Annotated in this window: 13 protein-coding genes and 1 pseudogene; 10 read left to right on the forward strand and 4 right to left on the reverse strand. The window is 37.5% G+C overall.

Features of this window, described 5'->3' with window-relative positions:
• Nucleotides 1-94 precede the first annotated feature (94 nt).
• Nucleotides 95-1,081: a hypothetical protein gene (locus tag IJ00_RS18585; protein WP_035155410.1), complete on the forward strand. Its 987-nt coding sequence runs from the start codon at nt 95-97 to the stop codon at nt 1,079-1,081.
• Here IJ00_RS18585 and IJ00_RS18590 read toward each other — a convergent pair.
• Nucleotides 1,035-2,249, reverse strand: coding sequence for an MFS transporter (locus tag IJ00_RS18590; RefSeq protein WP_082127352.1), 1,215 nt, complete (start codon nt 2,247-2,249; stop codon nt 1,035-1,037). The genes IJ00_RS18585 and IJ00_RS18590 overlap by 47 nt on opposite strands.
• A gap of 805 nt (nt 2,250-3,054) precedes the next feature.
• On the opposite strand from IJ00_RS18590, the gene IJ00_RS18595 reads away from it, so the two are divergent.
• The 4 genes from IJ00_RS18595 (at nt 3,055) to IJ00_RS18610 (ending at nt 5,450) form a co-directional block, all read left to right on the forward strand.
• Complete coding sequence (locus tag IJ00_RS18595; protein ID WP_035155413.1) at nt 3,055-3,606, forward strand: hypothetical protein; 552 nt, start codon at nt 3,055-3,057, stop codon at nt 3,604-3,606.
• Nucleotides 3,607-3,816: 210 nt separating this feature from the next.
• Nucleotides 3,817-3,996 carry a hypothetical protein gene (locus IJ00_RS18600; protein WP_035155415.1) on the forward strand — a complete coding sequence of 60 codons (180 nt, stop codon included), beginning with the start codon at nt 3,817-3,819 and terminating at the stop codon, nt 3,994-3,996.
• Nucleotides 3,997-4,066: 70 nt separating this feature from the next.
• Nucleotides 4,067-4,609 (forward strand): DUF3592 domain-containing protein, encoded by a 543-nt coding sequence (locus IJ00_RS18605; protein ID WP_052754492.1) that lies wholly within the window; start codon nt 4,067-4,069, stop codon nt 4,607-4,609.
• A 232-nt stretch (nt 4,610-4,841) separates the two neighbouring features.
• Nucleotides 4,842-5,450, forward strand: coding sequence for a hypothetical protein (locus IJ00_RS18610; RefSeq protein ID WP_035155418.1), 609 nt, complete (start codon nt 4,842-4,844; stop codon nt 5,448-5,450).
• A gap of 106 nt (nt 5,451-5,556) precedes the next feature.
• Here IJ00_RS18610 and IJ00_RS18615 read toward each other — a convergent pair whose 3' ends face one another.
• Nucleotides 5,557-5,976, reverse strand: a complete 420-nt coding sequence (locus IJ00_RS18615) for a hypothetical protein (protein WP_035155420.1) — start codon at nt 5,974-5,976, stop codon at nt 5,557-5,559.
• A 481-nt stretch (nt 5,977-6,457) separates the two neighbouring features.
• Here IJ00_RS18615 and IJ00_RS18620 point away from each other — a divergent pair, with 481 nt between their 5' ends.
• Nucleotides 6,458-8,122 (forward strand): sensor histidine kinase, encoded by a 1,665-nt coding sequence (locus tag IJ00_RS18620; protein ID WP_082127354.1) that lies wholly within the window; start codon nt 6,458-6,460, stop codon nt 8,120-8,122.
• Between the two features lie 483 nt (nt 8,123-8,605).
• Here IJ00_RS18620 and IJ00_RS18625 read toward each other — a convergent pair whose 3' ends face one another.
• Both IJ00_RS18625 and IJ00_RS18630 read right to left on the reverse strand, forming a co-directional pair.
• Entirely contained in the window at nt 8,606-9,391 is a 786-nt protein-coding gene (locus IJ00_RS18625) for a COP23 domain-containing protein (RefSeq protein ID WP_035155422.1), read from the reverse strand.
• A 233-nt stretch (nt 9,392-9,624) separates the two neighbouring features.
• The gene (locus IJ00_RS18630; protein WP_035155424.1) at nt 9,625-11,214 is read right to left on the reverse strand and encodes a M48 family metallopeptidase; all 1,590 of its coding nucleotides are present in this window, start codon (nt 11,212-11,214) and stop codon (nt 9,625-9,627) included.
• A 346-nt stretch (nt 11,215-11,560) separates the two neighbouring features.
• Here IJ00_RS18630 and IJ00_RS18635 point away from each other — a divergent pair, with 346 nt between their 5' ends.
• The 4 genes and pseudogenes from IJ00_RS18635 to IJ00_RS18650 all read left to right on the forward strand — a co-directional run bounded on the left by IJ00_RS18635 (nt 11,561) and on the right by IJ00_RS18650 (nt 14,592).
• Nucleotides 11,561-12,274, forward strand: a complete 714-nt coding sequence (locus tag IJ00_RS18635) for a hypothetical protein (RefSeq protein ID WP_035155426.1) — start codon at nt 11,561-11,563, stop codon at nt 12,272-12,274.
• Nucleotides 12,275-12,496: 222 nt separating this feature from the next.
• A complete protein-coding gene (locus IJ00_RS29155; protein ID WP_168163502.1) occupies nt 12,497-12,652 on the forward strand; it encodes a hypothetical protein in 156 nt (51 codons plus the stop codon).
• Nucleotides 12,645-13,037, forward strand: a pseudogene (locus tag IJ00_RS18645) (hypothetical protein). The gene IJ00_RS29155 and the pseudogene IJ00_RS18645 overlap by 8 nt, the downstream one beginning before the upstream one ends.
• A gap of 220 nt (nt 13,038-13,257) precedes the next feature.
• A complete protein-coding gene (locus IJ00_RS18650) occupies nt 13,258-14,592 on the forward strand; it encodes a hypothetical protein (protein WP_238178362.1) in 1,335 nt (444 codons plus the stop codon).
• The last annotated feature ends 110 nt before the right edge of the window (nt 14,593-14,702 follow it).

Consider the following 14,702-nt stretch of genomic DNA (forward strand, 5'->3'; position numbering starts at 1 on the left):
ATGTGCGATCGCCAGTGCTAATTTAGATAGTATTTAGGGATGTTAACGTTCACAACCTATAATTTTTTCCAGACTGGTAAAAACGATAACTTTCATGACTTCCTACAAAAAACTCCTCACCATTCCCAATTCTCAACTTGCCTGGGTACTACGTCTGGGTTTATCTGGATTGCAAACTCAGCTACAACAAGCCCTACATAGCTTAGAAAATGACCCAGGAGAGGCAGTTTGTCAAGAAATTCTCCAAGAACTTAGCATATTACTCTCCCTTCCTGATGCTACAACTTCCCCCGGATGGCAAGATATCCTGGAACCCTTAGAGCTACAACCCCTTGCCGATTCCCTACTCACAGAACTTTCCCCCTACATCGGTGACTATCAGTTTCATAGCAGTCACAACCAGGGATTAGAGGCAGAAATTCAAGGTTTACTGCTGCGAGTACCGGAAAAAATCGCCCAAACTTGGCTGAACTCACTGCCGATTTCCTCAGAAAATCTCTATAATAATCTCCACAAGCAAATACCATTTGATACTCGCCTGCAAGCAATCAAAACCGCGACAGAGCTAGATATTCTCACCCGCGCCGTATCAATTATTCTATATTTTGTTCCTTTGGATACGTATTTACACCATGCCCTAAAAAGCCTCGATCGCTTTGGAATTCGCCCCCTGACTAAAGACGCAGAAAAGTACACCACTGCCCTGATTGAACGCTTTCACCGTGTACAAGCAACCATCGATGGGGATGCCGTAACAGCCCTGCGTGCCAGATTAGACTTAGATGAAGCCATCCACTCTCTAGTTTACCTGCCAGTGTGCGATCGCTATTCTTGGTGGGGGAAATTGCAACAGGAAGCACGGCAAACCCTGGATGCTGCTGTGGAAAAAGCAAGGGATGCTGGCAATCAAGTACAGATTCGTCCTCTGTGGGGAACCTATGCAGATATCTGCAAATGGTCAAAAGATGATTTACAAGTCGATGGGGGAGGAGTTCCCGGAGAAGTTACCGCTTGTTTACGAGTCTATGCCAAAATTAATCAGGAAATTTTACCGGGACGGGTGTTATTTCGCTCTTTGTGAGCTGTACAATCAGGAGCAAAAATAAGCCAATTAAACCACCATAGAAAAACTCCACCGAAGGGAAGTTACCACCCAACCAACCCGCCAAAGGATAGGATATCAGCCACCAGAAATGACTCCAAGCAAAATGTGCGCCGTAAACTCGTCCCTGCATCTCAGTAGAAATACGGTCAGCAATTAATGTTTGCATTGGTAAATTAACACAATTTTGTCCCACACCCGCCAACAGCCAGAGAGCCATCAAAACCCATAAATTAGCAGCATTGGCAGGCAGCAGAGCAAGGGTGATTAGCAACCCACCCCACAACACCAGGGTTGTTCGAGGCAGCTTGTTTCCAACCATCCCAATCGCTACCGATGCCAGAGTTGCCCCCGTACCAAAGGCAGCCATAACCCAGCCATAGCTGACGTTGCCGAGTTTGAGAGTACCTTGAACGTAGCCAACAGTGTTAATCAAAATCTCCGCCCCAGCAATGGAGCTAACTAATTGCATCAACAACCCATAGCGGAGGGCAGAATCTGCAAATAACTGAGTTGTGCCGCTTTTGATATCCTGCCAAGTTCGACCCTTCTGACTCGGTAATCCCTGACGAGACTCAACTTTTAATTGACCAGGTAAAGTTAAAATTAATACACCTGCCACTAAAAAACTACCAGCATCCCAGAAAAATACTTGCCTTGCTCCCGTGAATGCGGCAATCCCTCCAGCGATACCGGGACCAATTACACCTAGTAACTGATAGGTTGTACTAGAAAGGGCGATCGCCTGGGGATAATCATCCTTTCCCGTAACTAGGGGAATTGTCGCTTGGTAAGTGGGGGTAAAAAAGGCGTTAAATATATTTAATCCTAGTATTAATATATATATCTGCCATGTCTGCGTCACAAAAGGCAGCAACCCCACAATTGCCATCCGAGCTAGGTGAGTGACTACCATAATTACCTTGCGATCTAGGCGATCGGCAATTACCCCAGCAAGGGGAGCAAGCAACACAAATGCTGTCACCCGTAGAGTCAGAGCAGTAGACAGTACCACTGCCGATTGTTCTCCAGCTAATTCAAAGGCAACTAAAGCTAAACCAACCCAAGTTAGCGCATCACCCAACAGACTTATGCTTTGAGCAGCGTAGAGTCTAGCAAATACCGGGTTTCTGAAACTACGAAACATAGGGGCATCGTTATACAAATGCTGATACCTAGGAGTTTAGCAAATAAGGGGGGAGGGAGGATACTTGTAAATCCCGGTCAAATTACTCACTTGAGAGACTCAACAAATTACCCGACTGCAAAATATCTAAAGTCGAATTTATTACATACTCCTAAATCAGTCAGTACATTTTCCATCAGCCGTGATAGAATTTGCTACCATTACTTCAGTATTAGCAGGGATAAATTTACACTATAATTTTCCTTATACTATGTAGATATAGTTTTGTCTAGAAATTTAGATACTTTATGAAGTAATCAAAAAGACATATTTTAGAAAATGGTTTTCGAGATTAAAACCTTTGTTTGACAGGGATTTGACTTTATAGTTATCAGAACAATTTTGTGTTGATAATATTTAGTAAATTTACAGTTGATATTTTATATATCAGGAAATATACTAGTAATGTCACAATGATGATAAAAAAAATACAGTCATTATTCCATTTCAAAGCTGATTAATTACTTTGATTTTATTAGTGCATGAGTCCTTGTAAGAAAATATAGGAAATCAGATATGCCTTACAAATTAAAAAAAAAGAGAGTAGAGATAAATTAGCCAACATACTAAAAATATCAAGTAGTTGTTTTGCAATCCTAGGTGGAATACTTTTAGCTTCAAATATAGATATTAGTGGCTATGGTTTTTTATTCTTAGCTGCAAGTTCTTCTCAAATGCTGTTATCTAGTATTTTGTTAAAAGATACGAGCATGATTTTTTATGCCGCTTCCCTTTTCCTGTTTGTAGATTGTTTAGGAATTTACAGATGGATACTAGCTTAAATTTACAATGGCAAATAACTTGTGATGCAGAATTAAATAATTTCAAAAATCAAGCAGAAAAGACACTTCATAGCGCTTATCTAGAAATGAGTAGGGAGCCAGCATCACGAATTCCCTTTATTGTATGGTTATTAGAAAATCCTGACAGCCCTTTACCTTTTTCAGGAAAAATAGACCTTTACAGACATGACTGCTTACATTTGTTGCTAGACAGAGATTTATCATTATATGATGAAGCATTTGTTTTAGGCTTTACCATGGGTAATGATGTCTCTTGTAAATGGTTTCATCGGTCTTTGTTTAAATTGATATCAACAATATTTTATCCTTTAAAATTTCGTTTTAAAAAAGTTCATTTACTAGCATTTGATTTAGGAGTTTGGTACGGCAGTAAAGTCAAGACCAAAAATTTGAATAAATTCGACTTTGATAGTTATAAAAACCAAAGTCTTAGCAAGATTAGAAAAGAGTTAGGGATTGACATTGATACTATTCAGGTTTTGTGGCAAGCTCAAAGTTTATTAACACAAGTATGAATATCCCAAGCAGAAGTAAAGTTTTATCATAGTTACTAATACTGATTTATGGTCTCAATTATTGACCTGAATACGGAAATCTTGATGAATTTGACGTAATTGTAATTTTTGCCACTGTTTAACCGAAAAAATCGCAGTTTGATATTAACTATACCCTAGTTGTCATCCAGTTGTGTTGTAGATAATAGACCAACTAAATTGACGGAGATTGTGAAGACTGTGATCAAAGTCAGAGTTTATGTCAAAGTTAAGAATGGTGTAAAAGTTTTTGTCACCTATAAAGATGAAACTGTGTTAGTGAAAGTGCGTGTATTAGTCAAAAGAGCTATAAAAGTGCAGGTGAAGGTGAACGTCAACCCTAAAAAGCAACTTCCTCCCGCTTCTGCGTAATCTAGGGCAAAATTCAGGAACCAGGTAAACCTCGTGTGTAGAGATACTTACTTGTAATCCGAGATTTGCTATGAACGAAAAATTATTTTGGCGTATATTTGGTTCTATCTTCGGTGGTGTTGGTAGTATCTTTGCGCTAATTGCTGTATTAGATGGAGTCAGTAATTATAATTTTATTTCTCAAGCGAAAATTGCCAATGGCACAATAGTTGATATAGTCGCATATCGGGGAACTGATAACAAAGGAAAAACTTACATTAATTATCAGCCTGTAGTACAATTTAATACTATTGATGGGAAATCAACAATATTCACATCAGATACTTCCTCGTCAGAATTTACTAAAGGAAAGGAAGTAAAAGTATACTATCAAGCGGATAATCCTAATAATGCGAAGATAAATAGCTGGATTAGTCTTTGGTTATTTTCAGTAATTTTTGGTATTTTTGGCTCAGTTTTATTGGTAATTGGCATCGCCTCAATTATCAAATCATTTTATGTCAATACTGTGGACATCACTGGAAATATGACATCAGAAATAGATAGTTTTGATGATTTGGATGACTTAGATGATTTATATTGCTTTGATGATTATCAGGAAGAAGTATTTTAACTAAATCTCGTCTATTTTGAGAAGTTGAAAACTCCAGACTGTGAGATTGATACTCTCCGAGAAGTCTCGCTTCGCTCGTCTACCTAATGTCGCAATGACAAAACTTAACTTTTCATGATGGAAAAGGTTTATTGACTTGATTCCATCATTTGCCATCGTGACTTTTATCTGTCACCATAGTCCGATAAACTAAATGATAATTGATAAATTTGGGCTATTTTGGCAAAATTTTATGATTAGTCACCCGAAATATGATGCTTTGATTGAAGTATTATATCTCTACCAACCAGAAAAGCTGAAAACTTGGCATCAGGAGCATCCCCAGGAATTTGCCAAAGAGGTGCAGACTGTAGGAGAAACTGATGCTATCGCTGTGGCAGAATTGGCAATAATTGCCTTGTCTACAACAAAAACACGTATTGATATTTGTTTGACATGGTTAAGACGACGCTTAAAAAGTTCTATGAAATTGCGATTGATTGGTAATTTGGTGAGTGCAGTCACAAGCGTGGGTTTAATTTCGGCTGTTTTAATGGAATCGAGAAATGCCGCGATCGCCACTGCTGTAATTAACTTTATTTCCTCAGTAAGTTTGGTTATCTCTCAATATTTAGAATCACCACTATTTGCCAAAAATAATAATCCTCAAGAATTATTTGATCAGCTAATTCAATCTGTTTCAGAAGCGGAGAATTTGCAATTTAAACTAACAGTTGCCATCAAAATGGGAGCAACAAATGCAGAATTATTAGAATTGTCAGAAAAAGCTAATAACTTAGTTGCTTCTGTTAGAAAAATTGAAGCAATTATCGGTGTCCCCGTTGCGAAAACAGCTAGTTGAAAAGTAGACAATAAGCTTAAAGGGTTATTTATTACAGAAATGCTAAATTATAGTTATAGAGGTAATATATATATCCCACAGATAAAACTGTGGGGTGAAAAATTAGTTAGCTAGTGACATATTTTTGACTAATTTCCTGCAACTTATTGTATTGCTCCTGGGATGCTTCTACAAGTTTTTCATCTGTAGTTAAAGTATTATTTTTACCCTTAGGAACCAAATACAAAACATACAAAGAAATAAAATCAACTACAATGGCAATACCTTGTAAAGCATGAGCATCAGCTTTTTTGCCTGCCAATAAAGCTGCTAAACCACCTTCAATGGAGTTTCTTGTTGCCGTGACAAATTGATCTACTAACTCTTCAATGTAGTAAGGGGTAAGCAAACCTTCCAGACGACTATTGTCAGGTGTAAATTCAAATCCAGCAGCGATCGCCTGTTCAAAAATGCACCATTCTGTAAATTCTTTCAGTGCATCTTCTGGCAAATGAGAAAGCAAAGGGTGTAATTCTAATTCACTCACAGGTTTAACAGTTGATTTGTAATGTAGGGGTAGGATTATGCCACCTAAGATACATCAATTCTTGTGGAGATTCTGCCTAAGATTAAACATAATCGACTATGCTGATATTAACGCACCCAGGGCTTGAAGAAAATTAAAAAGTTTGAATATATTTTTCTTCGGCAATGTTGTATTTGATTGCATCTATCTTGACGATTACTATAAAATATGCATCAAGTATAGTGGCGATCGCTAACTATTTTGATAAAATAGTCTGATACCTCAGTAATGATGCGAATTATACTAAAAAAGAATTAAACGAAAGTTTTAATATAGTTTCTCATCTTTAAACATTTTGTCATAAACCGATGAAAATCTGAGGAAAATACTTAAAATTCACGAATATCTGCAAATTTTGTACAGTATTTACTCTCTCTACTTTTGATAATTTCTCAATTAAACTAAATATTATTCTTTGCTTTGCTCTATATTTCAACTATATATGTTACAGAAGATACTGACTAGATTTCATAATTTACAAAAAACGACTTTATCTCGTTATAAAAAGATTTTGAGAAACTGGGCGCTTCATTCTTCATTACTTATCAGCTTAACCGTTGCCTTAACCTTAATTTTATTTATTCCTCAAACATTAGTTACTTGTCAAGCTTATTATCAATTTAATCATATCATTGAGAATGAACTAAAATTACAAACATTAACAAGTCAAATCACCTATTTAGATGAATTGTTAACCATGTCAGCAAAGATGAATGCTGCAACAGGTGATAGAAATTGGGAAAAAAGATATCGTGAGCATGAACCCCTATTAGATAAGGCAATTAAGGAATTAATTAATTTAGCACCACAGACATATAATTCTGAAGATGCGAAACAAACAGATGCAGCTAATCTTCGCTTAGTAGAAATTGAATCACAATCTTTTGATTTAGTCAGAAATAATCAAAAAGATTTAGCGAATCAGCTTTTATCTAGTTCTGAGTACATAAATCAAAAACAAAAATATGCCTCTGGAGTTGAAAAAAGAAATATTGCGATTGCAATTCAAATGAAAAATGCAGTTAGTCAGTATCAAGAAAATCTTCTCTGGTCTATTATTGTTTCTGGAAGTAGTCTTGTGCTATTAATGCCCTGTTGGATATTAGTTTTGCGATTGCTGAAAACACACTTACACGCGCGGAAACTAGCACAGATAGAGTTAGAGAATAATAATCAAGAATTAGAAAATAAAATTTATCTAAGAACAGAAGAATTACAAAAAAATAACCTACAATTACGAGAAACTTTAGAAGAATTACAACAAACTCAAGCTCACCTAGTGCAAGCAGAAAAAATGTCTAGCTTAGGGCAAATGGTAGCTGGTATAGCCCATGAAATCAATAATCCAGTTAATTTTATTTATGGCAATATAACTCATGTGCAAGAATATACAGACGAACTCATGATGCTGATAAGATTATATCAAGAACATTATACTCAACCACCAGAAAATATCGAAAATAGCATCCAAAGTATAGATTTAGAATTTCTATCTCAAGATTTACCTGAAGTTCTCGCATCTATGAAAATGGGAACTGAACGCATTAAAAATATAGTTGTTTCTCTGCGTAACTTTTCTCGTCTTGATGAAGCAGCAGTAAAGGAAGTAAATATCCACGAAGGGATTGATAGCACACTAATGATTTTAGAGCATCGTCTGAAAGCAAACAATCAACGCCCTGCAATTTCTATTATTAAAGAATATGCTTTACTTCCTCTGGTAGAATGTTATCCCAGTCAATTAAATCAAGTATTTATGAATATCATTGCTAATGCAATTGATGCGTTAGATGAGTCAAATTCAGAACGTGACTATCATGAGATTAAATCTCAACCTAATCAAATAAAAATAGTAACTCAGGTAATAAGTCAAGATTGGATCAGGATTAAGATTGCTGATAATGGTATGGGTATTCCCGAAGCAATTCTGAAAAAGCTTTTTGACCCTTTCTTTACTACTAAAGCTGTTGGTAAAGGTACGGGATTAGGTTTATCTATAAGTTATCAGATTATTGTCAATAAACATGGTGGAAATATCTATTGTAATTCTCAATTAAATCAAGGAACAACCTTTGTGATTGAAATTCCCATAAATAGATGTGAGTAAAATATCAATTGTTGTTGATTCTTGTATTTTTATTGTTTTGAATTATAAATCCGGTAAATTGACATAGCTGATATCTTGCACCTTGGGCAAGCTAAAAATAAATTTAACTCAGTATTTTTTTACTACTCAACCACGTTCCCGTCCGCCAGGGATTTTTAATCCCTGTCTAACAACTTAAGTCCATTGAAATGGACTAAAAATAAAATATCAATGAAGAGAGTAATTAATCACTATGTGTGCAATTTTTTACGTATTTACTAGTAAGGTGCAAGATTTAAGATAGAAAAATAATAAAATAATCCTATTCTCTCTGTCGCTATAATTATTATTCCTGCTTTATAGTAGGGATAAATTATATGTATTTTTACTAATATTTTCTATAAAGTAGAACTAAAAATCCGACAACTCGTGATTAAAAAAACAATAAAAAACAAGTGGTATGAACCACTCGTTTCTGTTAACTATTCAGTTAATTTTATACTCTTATCGCAAGCCACCAGTATTCAAGCGTAAACCAGACTGAGGCTTTTTAGAAGTATTAGAATTAGTCGTAGGTGCTTTGATGCTGACACCATTACGCATATTTTTACCCGTTCCTCCATCCTTAGCATCTAGGAAAGGTTTAAGATTAATCCCATTCCTAGCAGAGGGTTTACGGTTATTACCACCTAAAAGATTACCCAGAGTAGATAAATTTACACCATTATTGCGTCCAGCAAAGGTGTTAACAGCTATAGTTTGTTGTCCACTGTCGGCAGCAACTAGGTTATTAAATACACTGTTACGGACTGCGAAGGGGTCTCTACCGGGGGGGACGGTAAGGACAATTCGACAGCTAGAATTTGCTTCCGTGGTTACACAGAGAGTATTGTAACCATTTTCTGTCCCATTGCGAAGTTCTACCAACCCATCGGGGCGGTAACTTTCTAAACGTTCCGCGATCGCGGCACAACGTTTATCCATATCCCAGCCACCACCGAGACTTTGGGGAGATGCCCAGGGGAAAAATTTACCGGGTTGGCTGGTGGGTTGATACATCACGGTATGGCGACCGTTGTAAAATTGGCAACTGAAGCGAGCAATAGTATCGATAGTCGCACCAGGGGTAGTATTTGTACCAGGAGTATTAGTGGAAGTTGTGGTGGGATTGCCAGAGGATGTAGTAGGAACATAGACATCATCCGCACTTTGAGCAAAAGCGGCGTTGCCAAGGAATAAAGAGCAACCGAGGCTGGTTAACAGGATGTATTTGAAAGATGATAATGACATAGTTATCCTCATAGGAAATATTTGTTTTTTGATAGCTGAATGCTCAAACAGATTTTCAGATTGATATCAAAATGAATGGACAAAGTTACACAGTAAATTGATATCACCAACATTCTATTTTTAACAGAATTGCTAAATCATCGATTCGCTTACCTTTGTTGAGCATTCAGCATTGATAAACAAGCTGTTTTGGGAGTTGATATATTCCATGACGCAGGAATTTGATTTTTGATTCATCGACGGCGAGGTTTTTTTTCTCTTTCCTGTTTTTTCTCCTTGAGTATTTGTTTTGCCTTTGCTTGCATCTCGCTGTGACGAGCGACACCTTCGTAGGTGTAACGGTTGTAGCTATGACGAGTAATTAAATCTTCGATATATTCCACCCGTTCATTACCTCCGGGGTGAGAAGATAACCAAGCAGGGGGAGCATTTTTCTGTTGCTGTTTCAGGGTGAACATGAGATTACGCAAACCATCAGCAGCATAACCGGAAGCAACGATGAGACGAGTTCCCAGGGTGTCTGCTTGCCTTTCCATATCTCGACTGTAACTTAAAGTAAACAGTTGTCCCACCGTGCCACCGAAGGGGATATATTGAGTCAGATTACCGATAAGGTTGCCTTGGGTAACGAGCTGGAAACCGTGGGAAAGGACAACATGGGAAAGCTCATGTCCAATTAAACCAGCTAACTCTGCTTCCGAATTAGTTTTAGCGATCGCCCCTAAATTAACAAAGACTTTACCACCAGGAAGAGCAAAAGCATTGAGACTGTCATCGGGAATGATAAAAAATTCGTATTTAAATTCGTTTCTGCCAGAGACTTGGGCTATTTTCTGTCCAATATCATTGACATAGGTAGTAATTGCTTCATCTTTTACTAGGGGCAACTGTTTTTTTGCCTGCTTGGCTACCGACTCACCCACAGATTCTTCACCCTGTAATAGTAGGATAGTCGAGTCAAGGGCAGAGAAGGGACCGAGTAAACTACCAGTGACAGCGTAACCTAAAGCACCCGTAATAATATTGGCGATCGCGTTGCTGCGTACCTCTGCTCGGATGTGGGATTTATAGCGTTTTAAATGAGTGGCTGCTAGCTGGGTAAATTCTGCCGCTTCTGGACTTTGGGGGTTTAAAATGGCAAATTGTCGAGCAGCTAGAGATGCTTCCATCCATTTTTTTGCCTCTGCTAAAGCAGTAATTCTGGCTCTGACTAAATCTACCTGACTTGGATATAAAGTTGCTGCTCGCTCCAATACTTGCAATGATGCTTTCTCTTCACCATAGGTTTTCAAAGCTGTGGCATATTGAATTTGCCCCGGAATAAATTCTGGATATTGTTCTGTTAAAAGTTTTAGTGGTACTAAAGTCCGAGTTTGCAGCTTACTGACAACCCCTGCCTCTGCCTCTCGCCAGTATACCTTACCGGCTGGGGAAAGCTGGGAGATATCCATAATTGCAGGTTTCACCTCTGGGATATCTTGATGTTTGGCAAAGGGTTCCTTAATTTGACGGTAAAGCTTTTCAGCTTGGGCTGTTTCCCCCGCCAAATATAACCTATCTGCCTCGATAAATTTTAGCTTGCGAGCAATCTCCTCTGGGGTAAGCGCAGGTTCACTATCAGCTTTTTTCTCTTCTGGATTCTTTGGTGTATCGGGTTTTTTCTCCTCCGTACTTGCGGGTGGAGGTGTCACCCTATCAACGGGAATATCCGGTTCTTTTGCGGTGATAGATGCTGGTTGGGTGAGGATAATCAATATAGATGTGCTGATTGATAATATCAGCCAACCTAGGGTTAATAGGAGAGACTTCTGTCGTCGCTGCATAGGGATTTCCTCGACACAGGGAATTGGGAAATTGCCGATTTGGGTATGGTTTACCGAAATCAATCTACAGTCACCACCTTGTAAGTGAAGACTATGTTTTCAATGTATGAGGAAAGATGGGTAAAGCGCAGCTGTGTCTATGAAAAATTCAAATTCCGATGGCAGGAGGTCATGGCATAATCTATCAAGTCAGCTGGGGAATTTGGTTGTTTGAAGTAGAAAAAGTGATTCTGAGAATGAATCAGCTCAGATGCTGCTCAATCATAGCTGTTATTATTACTTAAGTTTTTGGGCGACAAGGTAAAATAAGCTGCTGTTTATTCTTGGATTCTTAACGAAATCACTCATGTATACAAATTTACTTGTATCTTTGCAGTTGCTAGGTGGTGCAGGAGTATTTTACGACGGCGATCGCGCCTTTCCTCAAGTACTTCCATCTCAGATAATTGTCAGCAATACTCAACAAAATACCACTACTAAAGGCAATTTTCTAGATATGCTGGCAGCTTTGGGAGTTCGAGAAACGGGAATACCAGTGGGAGATAGCAAACAGTATCAATTTGTAAACCCAGAACTAGGTTTTCTTGGTAAATACCAATTTGCAGAAGTTTTGCTGATTCGTCTTGGTTACTACAAAGCCAAGGTATATTTTGGTAATGGTGCTAACAAAAATTATTGGCGGGGTACTTGGACAGGAAAAGCGGGAATAACTAGTAAATCAAAGTTATTAAATTCTCCTCAAGTCCAAGAAAAAGCAATTCGGGAAGCTTTTAGTGTTTATTATCAAGACATTAATTATCTTCTGCAAAAACGTAAAAAAGCCCTCAACAACTACTTGGGAAAACAGATAAATTTTCGAGACCAAGGTAAATCAAAATCGGTCAAAATCACCCTTTCAGGAGTGCTAGCTGCTGCCCATTTAAAAGGACCCGACAAATTAGTTGATTTCTTAGTTTCAGGAAGAGTCACCAAAGACCCATTTGGAACTTCTATTACCAGCTATTTAGAAGAATTTGGTGGTTTTAATATTCAATTAAAGGATTTTTTTGTACCTTTGTGAACATTTCATATTTTATAATTGTTCGGTATAGTCTGGCAAGCTCGATTATGAATTGTTACGTCTTGTAGTTCGAGTTGTTATAGTTATTATTTTTTTTGAAAAGCGAGTCAACTAAGTATAGAGTTATCCTATTAATTAAATTATTAAAAACTAAGGTTAACAATGGTATCCACGGAGTGAGAGAAACAATTACGCGGACTTAATCGTGCAGATAAACTTCAAGTGATTCAACTTTTAGCTGCCGAGTTAGCAAACGAAGAAAATAACTTGATAAAATCTGGTGCATCCTATCCCGTTTGGTCTCCCTATGATGCGGTGGATGCAGCTAATATTATGCTAGAAGCTTTGAAGGCTGAAAATTCTGTAAATCATGAATAATCCTGCAAGATATTCTTTTATTTCAACCGATAGCAGTTTGGGAGAAGCGAGTTCTAAGCCATTTTTACCACTGACATTAAATTATAAGGAAAAATCACAGGAAGTTGTTGGTCTTCTAGATACGGGAGCGATGGTAAATGTTCTTCCCTATCAAATCGGAGTTGACTTAGGTGCTGTTTGGGAAGAACAGACAACAATGCTTGATCTCTCAGGTAACTTGGCTCAGTTTGAAGCACGAGTGTTAGTTTTATCTACAACTGTAAGTTAATTTACTAGTGTTAAATTGGTATTTGCTTGGACACAGGCAATCCAGATACCCCTGATACTAGGGCAAGCAAACTTTTTTATGGAATTTGATGTGTGTTTTTATCGCTCTCAGATGTAACACCTAAAAAATCAGCTTGAAATAAAAATAAACAGTAATATTACTGAAAAATTCTGCTAAATGCTTCATAATACTTCCATATATCAATAAATATACAGTCATGCTCTGTTGCCTTAACCCAGCTTGTCAGAATTCTCCCGTACATGACGGTACAAAATATTGCCCTGATTGCAGTGTTCCTTTGTTGATACCGAGAAATCGATATTCCTCAGTGAAATCCTTGGGTAGTGAGGATTTTGGTAAAACCTATTTGGCAGAAGACATTCACAAATTAGATGAAAATTGTGTCATATCTAATTTGAAACGGGAACAAGTGGTAAGTAACGTTTCTAAGTCTTCTTTTAAGGCGATCGCTATTCCACTAATTGCAGGTATCATTGCAACTTCAGGAGTTGGGTGTCGGACGGTCAGTTCGTCATCACCAAATCTACAAACGTCAACTTCGCCACCAAAGGAGACAGAGAATCAATGCAGTACAGATAAACTAATTAAGAAATCGGGTAATTTATTTGGTGCTATTGAGGTGGGTTCTAAGGGTGTAAAAGGAAAAGTGATTCAAGAACTGCCAACTCTTAATGAGGATGGAACTAAACTTATAGTTTTTAGAAAAGAAAAAATTGAAGATCGAAACGTGAATGCTGCTGACCCCAATTCAAAATTGGCAGCTGTGGAAGCTGTAAAGTTGACGTTTCAGGATATCCAAAAGAGATTTAACATCTCCTGTGAGCAAATAGTGATATTTGGAAGTAGCGGACTTGCACAGAAAGCTCCTGCTGCTCATAAGGAAGCTATTGTCCAAGAAGTTCGACAAGCAACCGGAAGGGCAATGAAATTTATCACCGCAGAGGAAGAAGGTAGTTTCGTTTTTGATGGGGTTGTTCCAGAGTGGCGACTTAAGGAGACCGTTGTAGTTGATATTGGATCGGGTAATACTAAAGGAGCTTACCTTGACTCGAATAATAAACACATTACATTTTCTCTTCCTTTTGGCACCGCGGATTTTGCTAAAGAAGTAAAAAAAAGCCAGGGAAATATCGATTTTACGAAAGCGGCAGAGAATCTAAAGCAGAAACAGTTATTACCACAAATAGCCAGTGAAGTTCAGCTTAAACCAGGTATGCAAACTTTACCAAGAGTCTATCTGGGTGGTGGTATCTCATGGGCGCTGTCCACACTTACACTACCTTGCTCAAAAGAATATACTGTCAAAGGAGAAAAACAAGACCGACTTGATTCATTTGTTCCGATTTCTTCAGAAAACATTAAGACCTTTTATTATAATGCTACACAAGATAAAAAGGCTTTGTTTAACCCAGATCTAAGTAACTGTAGTGCTGAACGTCGAGAAGAAGTACAAAAAGATATAGCTAAGATTAAAACAGATATTTTTTCAGAAGACCAGCTAATTGCAGGAGCTGAAATTCTTCGCGCTTTGAATCAAGAATTGAATTTTTCTGGAAAACAAGTTTTCTTTGTACCTTCTGCAAAAGATGCTCTTCCGATAGGTTATCTCAAACAGCAGCTAGATAAGGCTGAGAAAGACGCTGATAAGTAAGCACCTGGTTAGAGAATTCAGTCAACCAGTACATAAAAATAAAATAATTCGTAATTTGACTAACAAATCTTGTTAAATAACTAACTAATACTTAGATACGTAAGTAAATA

This window comes from Calothrix sp. 336/3, from assembly GCF_000734895.2.
Taxonomy (GTDB): domain Bacteria; phylum Cyanobacteriota; class Cyanobacteriia; order Cyanobacteriales; family Nostocaceae; genus 336-3.

Excerpts from the sequence above, each read along its gene's own strand:
- IJ00_RS18625 (WP_035155422.1), bottom strand. The coding sequence starts at position 9,391 with ATGTCATTATCATCTTTCAAATACATCCTGTTAACCAGCCTCGGTTGC.
- IJ00_RS18585 (WP_035155410.1), top strand. The coding sequence starts at position 95 with ATGACTTCCTACAAAAAACTCCTCACCATTCCCAATTCTCAACTTGCC.
- IJ00_RS18635 (WP_035155426.1), top strand. The coding sequence starts at position 11,561 with ATGTATACAAATTTACTTGTATCTTTGCAGTTGCTAGGTGGTGCAGGA.
- IJ00_RS18590 (WP_082127352.1), bottom strand. The coding sequence starts at position 2,249 with ATGTTTCGTAGTTTCAGAAACCCGGTATTTGCTAGACTCTACGCTGCT.
- IJ00_RS18620 (WP_082127354.1), top strand. The coding sequence starts at position 6,458 with ATGTTACAGAAGATACTGACTAGATTTCATAATTTACAAAAAACGACT.
- IJ00_RS18605 (WP_052754492.1), top strand. The coding sequence starts at position 4,067 with ATGAACGAAAAATTATTTTGGCGTATATTTGGTTCTATCTTCGGTGGT.
- IJ00_RS18595 (WP_035155413.1), top strand. The coding sequence starts at position 3,055 with ATGGATACTAGCTTAAATTTACAATGGCAAATAACTTGTGATGCAGAA.
- IJ00_RS18630 (WP_035155424.1), bottom strand. The coding sequence starts at position 11,214 with ATGCAGCGACGACAGAAGTCTCTCCTATTAACCCTAGGTTGGCTGATA.
- IJ00_RS18610 (WP_035155418.1), top strand. The coding sequence starts at position 4,842 with ATGATTAGTCACCCGAAATATGATGCTTTGATTGAAGTATTATATCTC.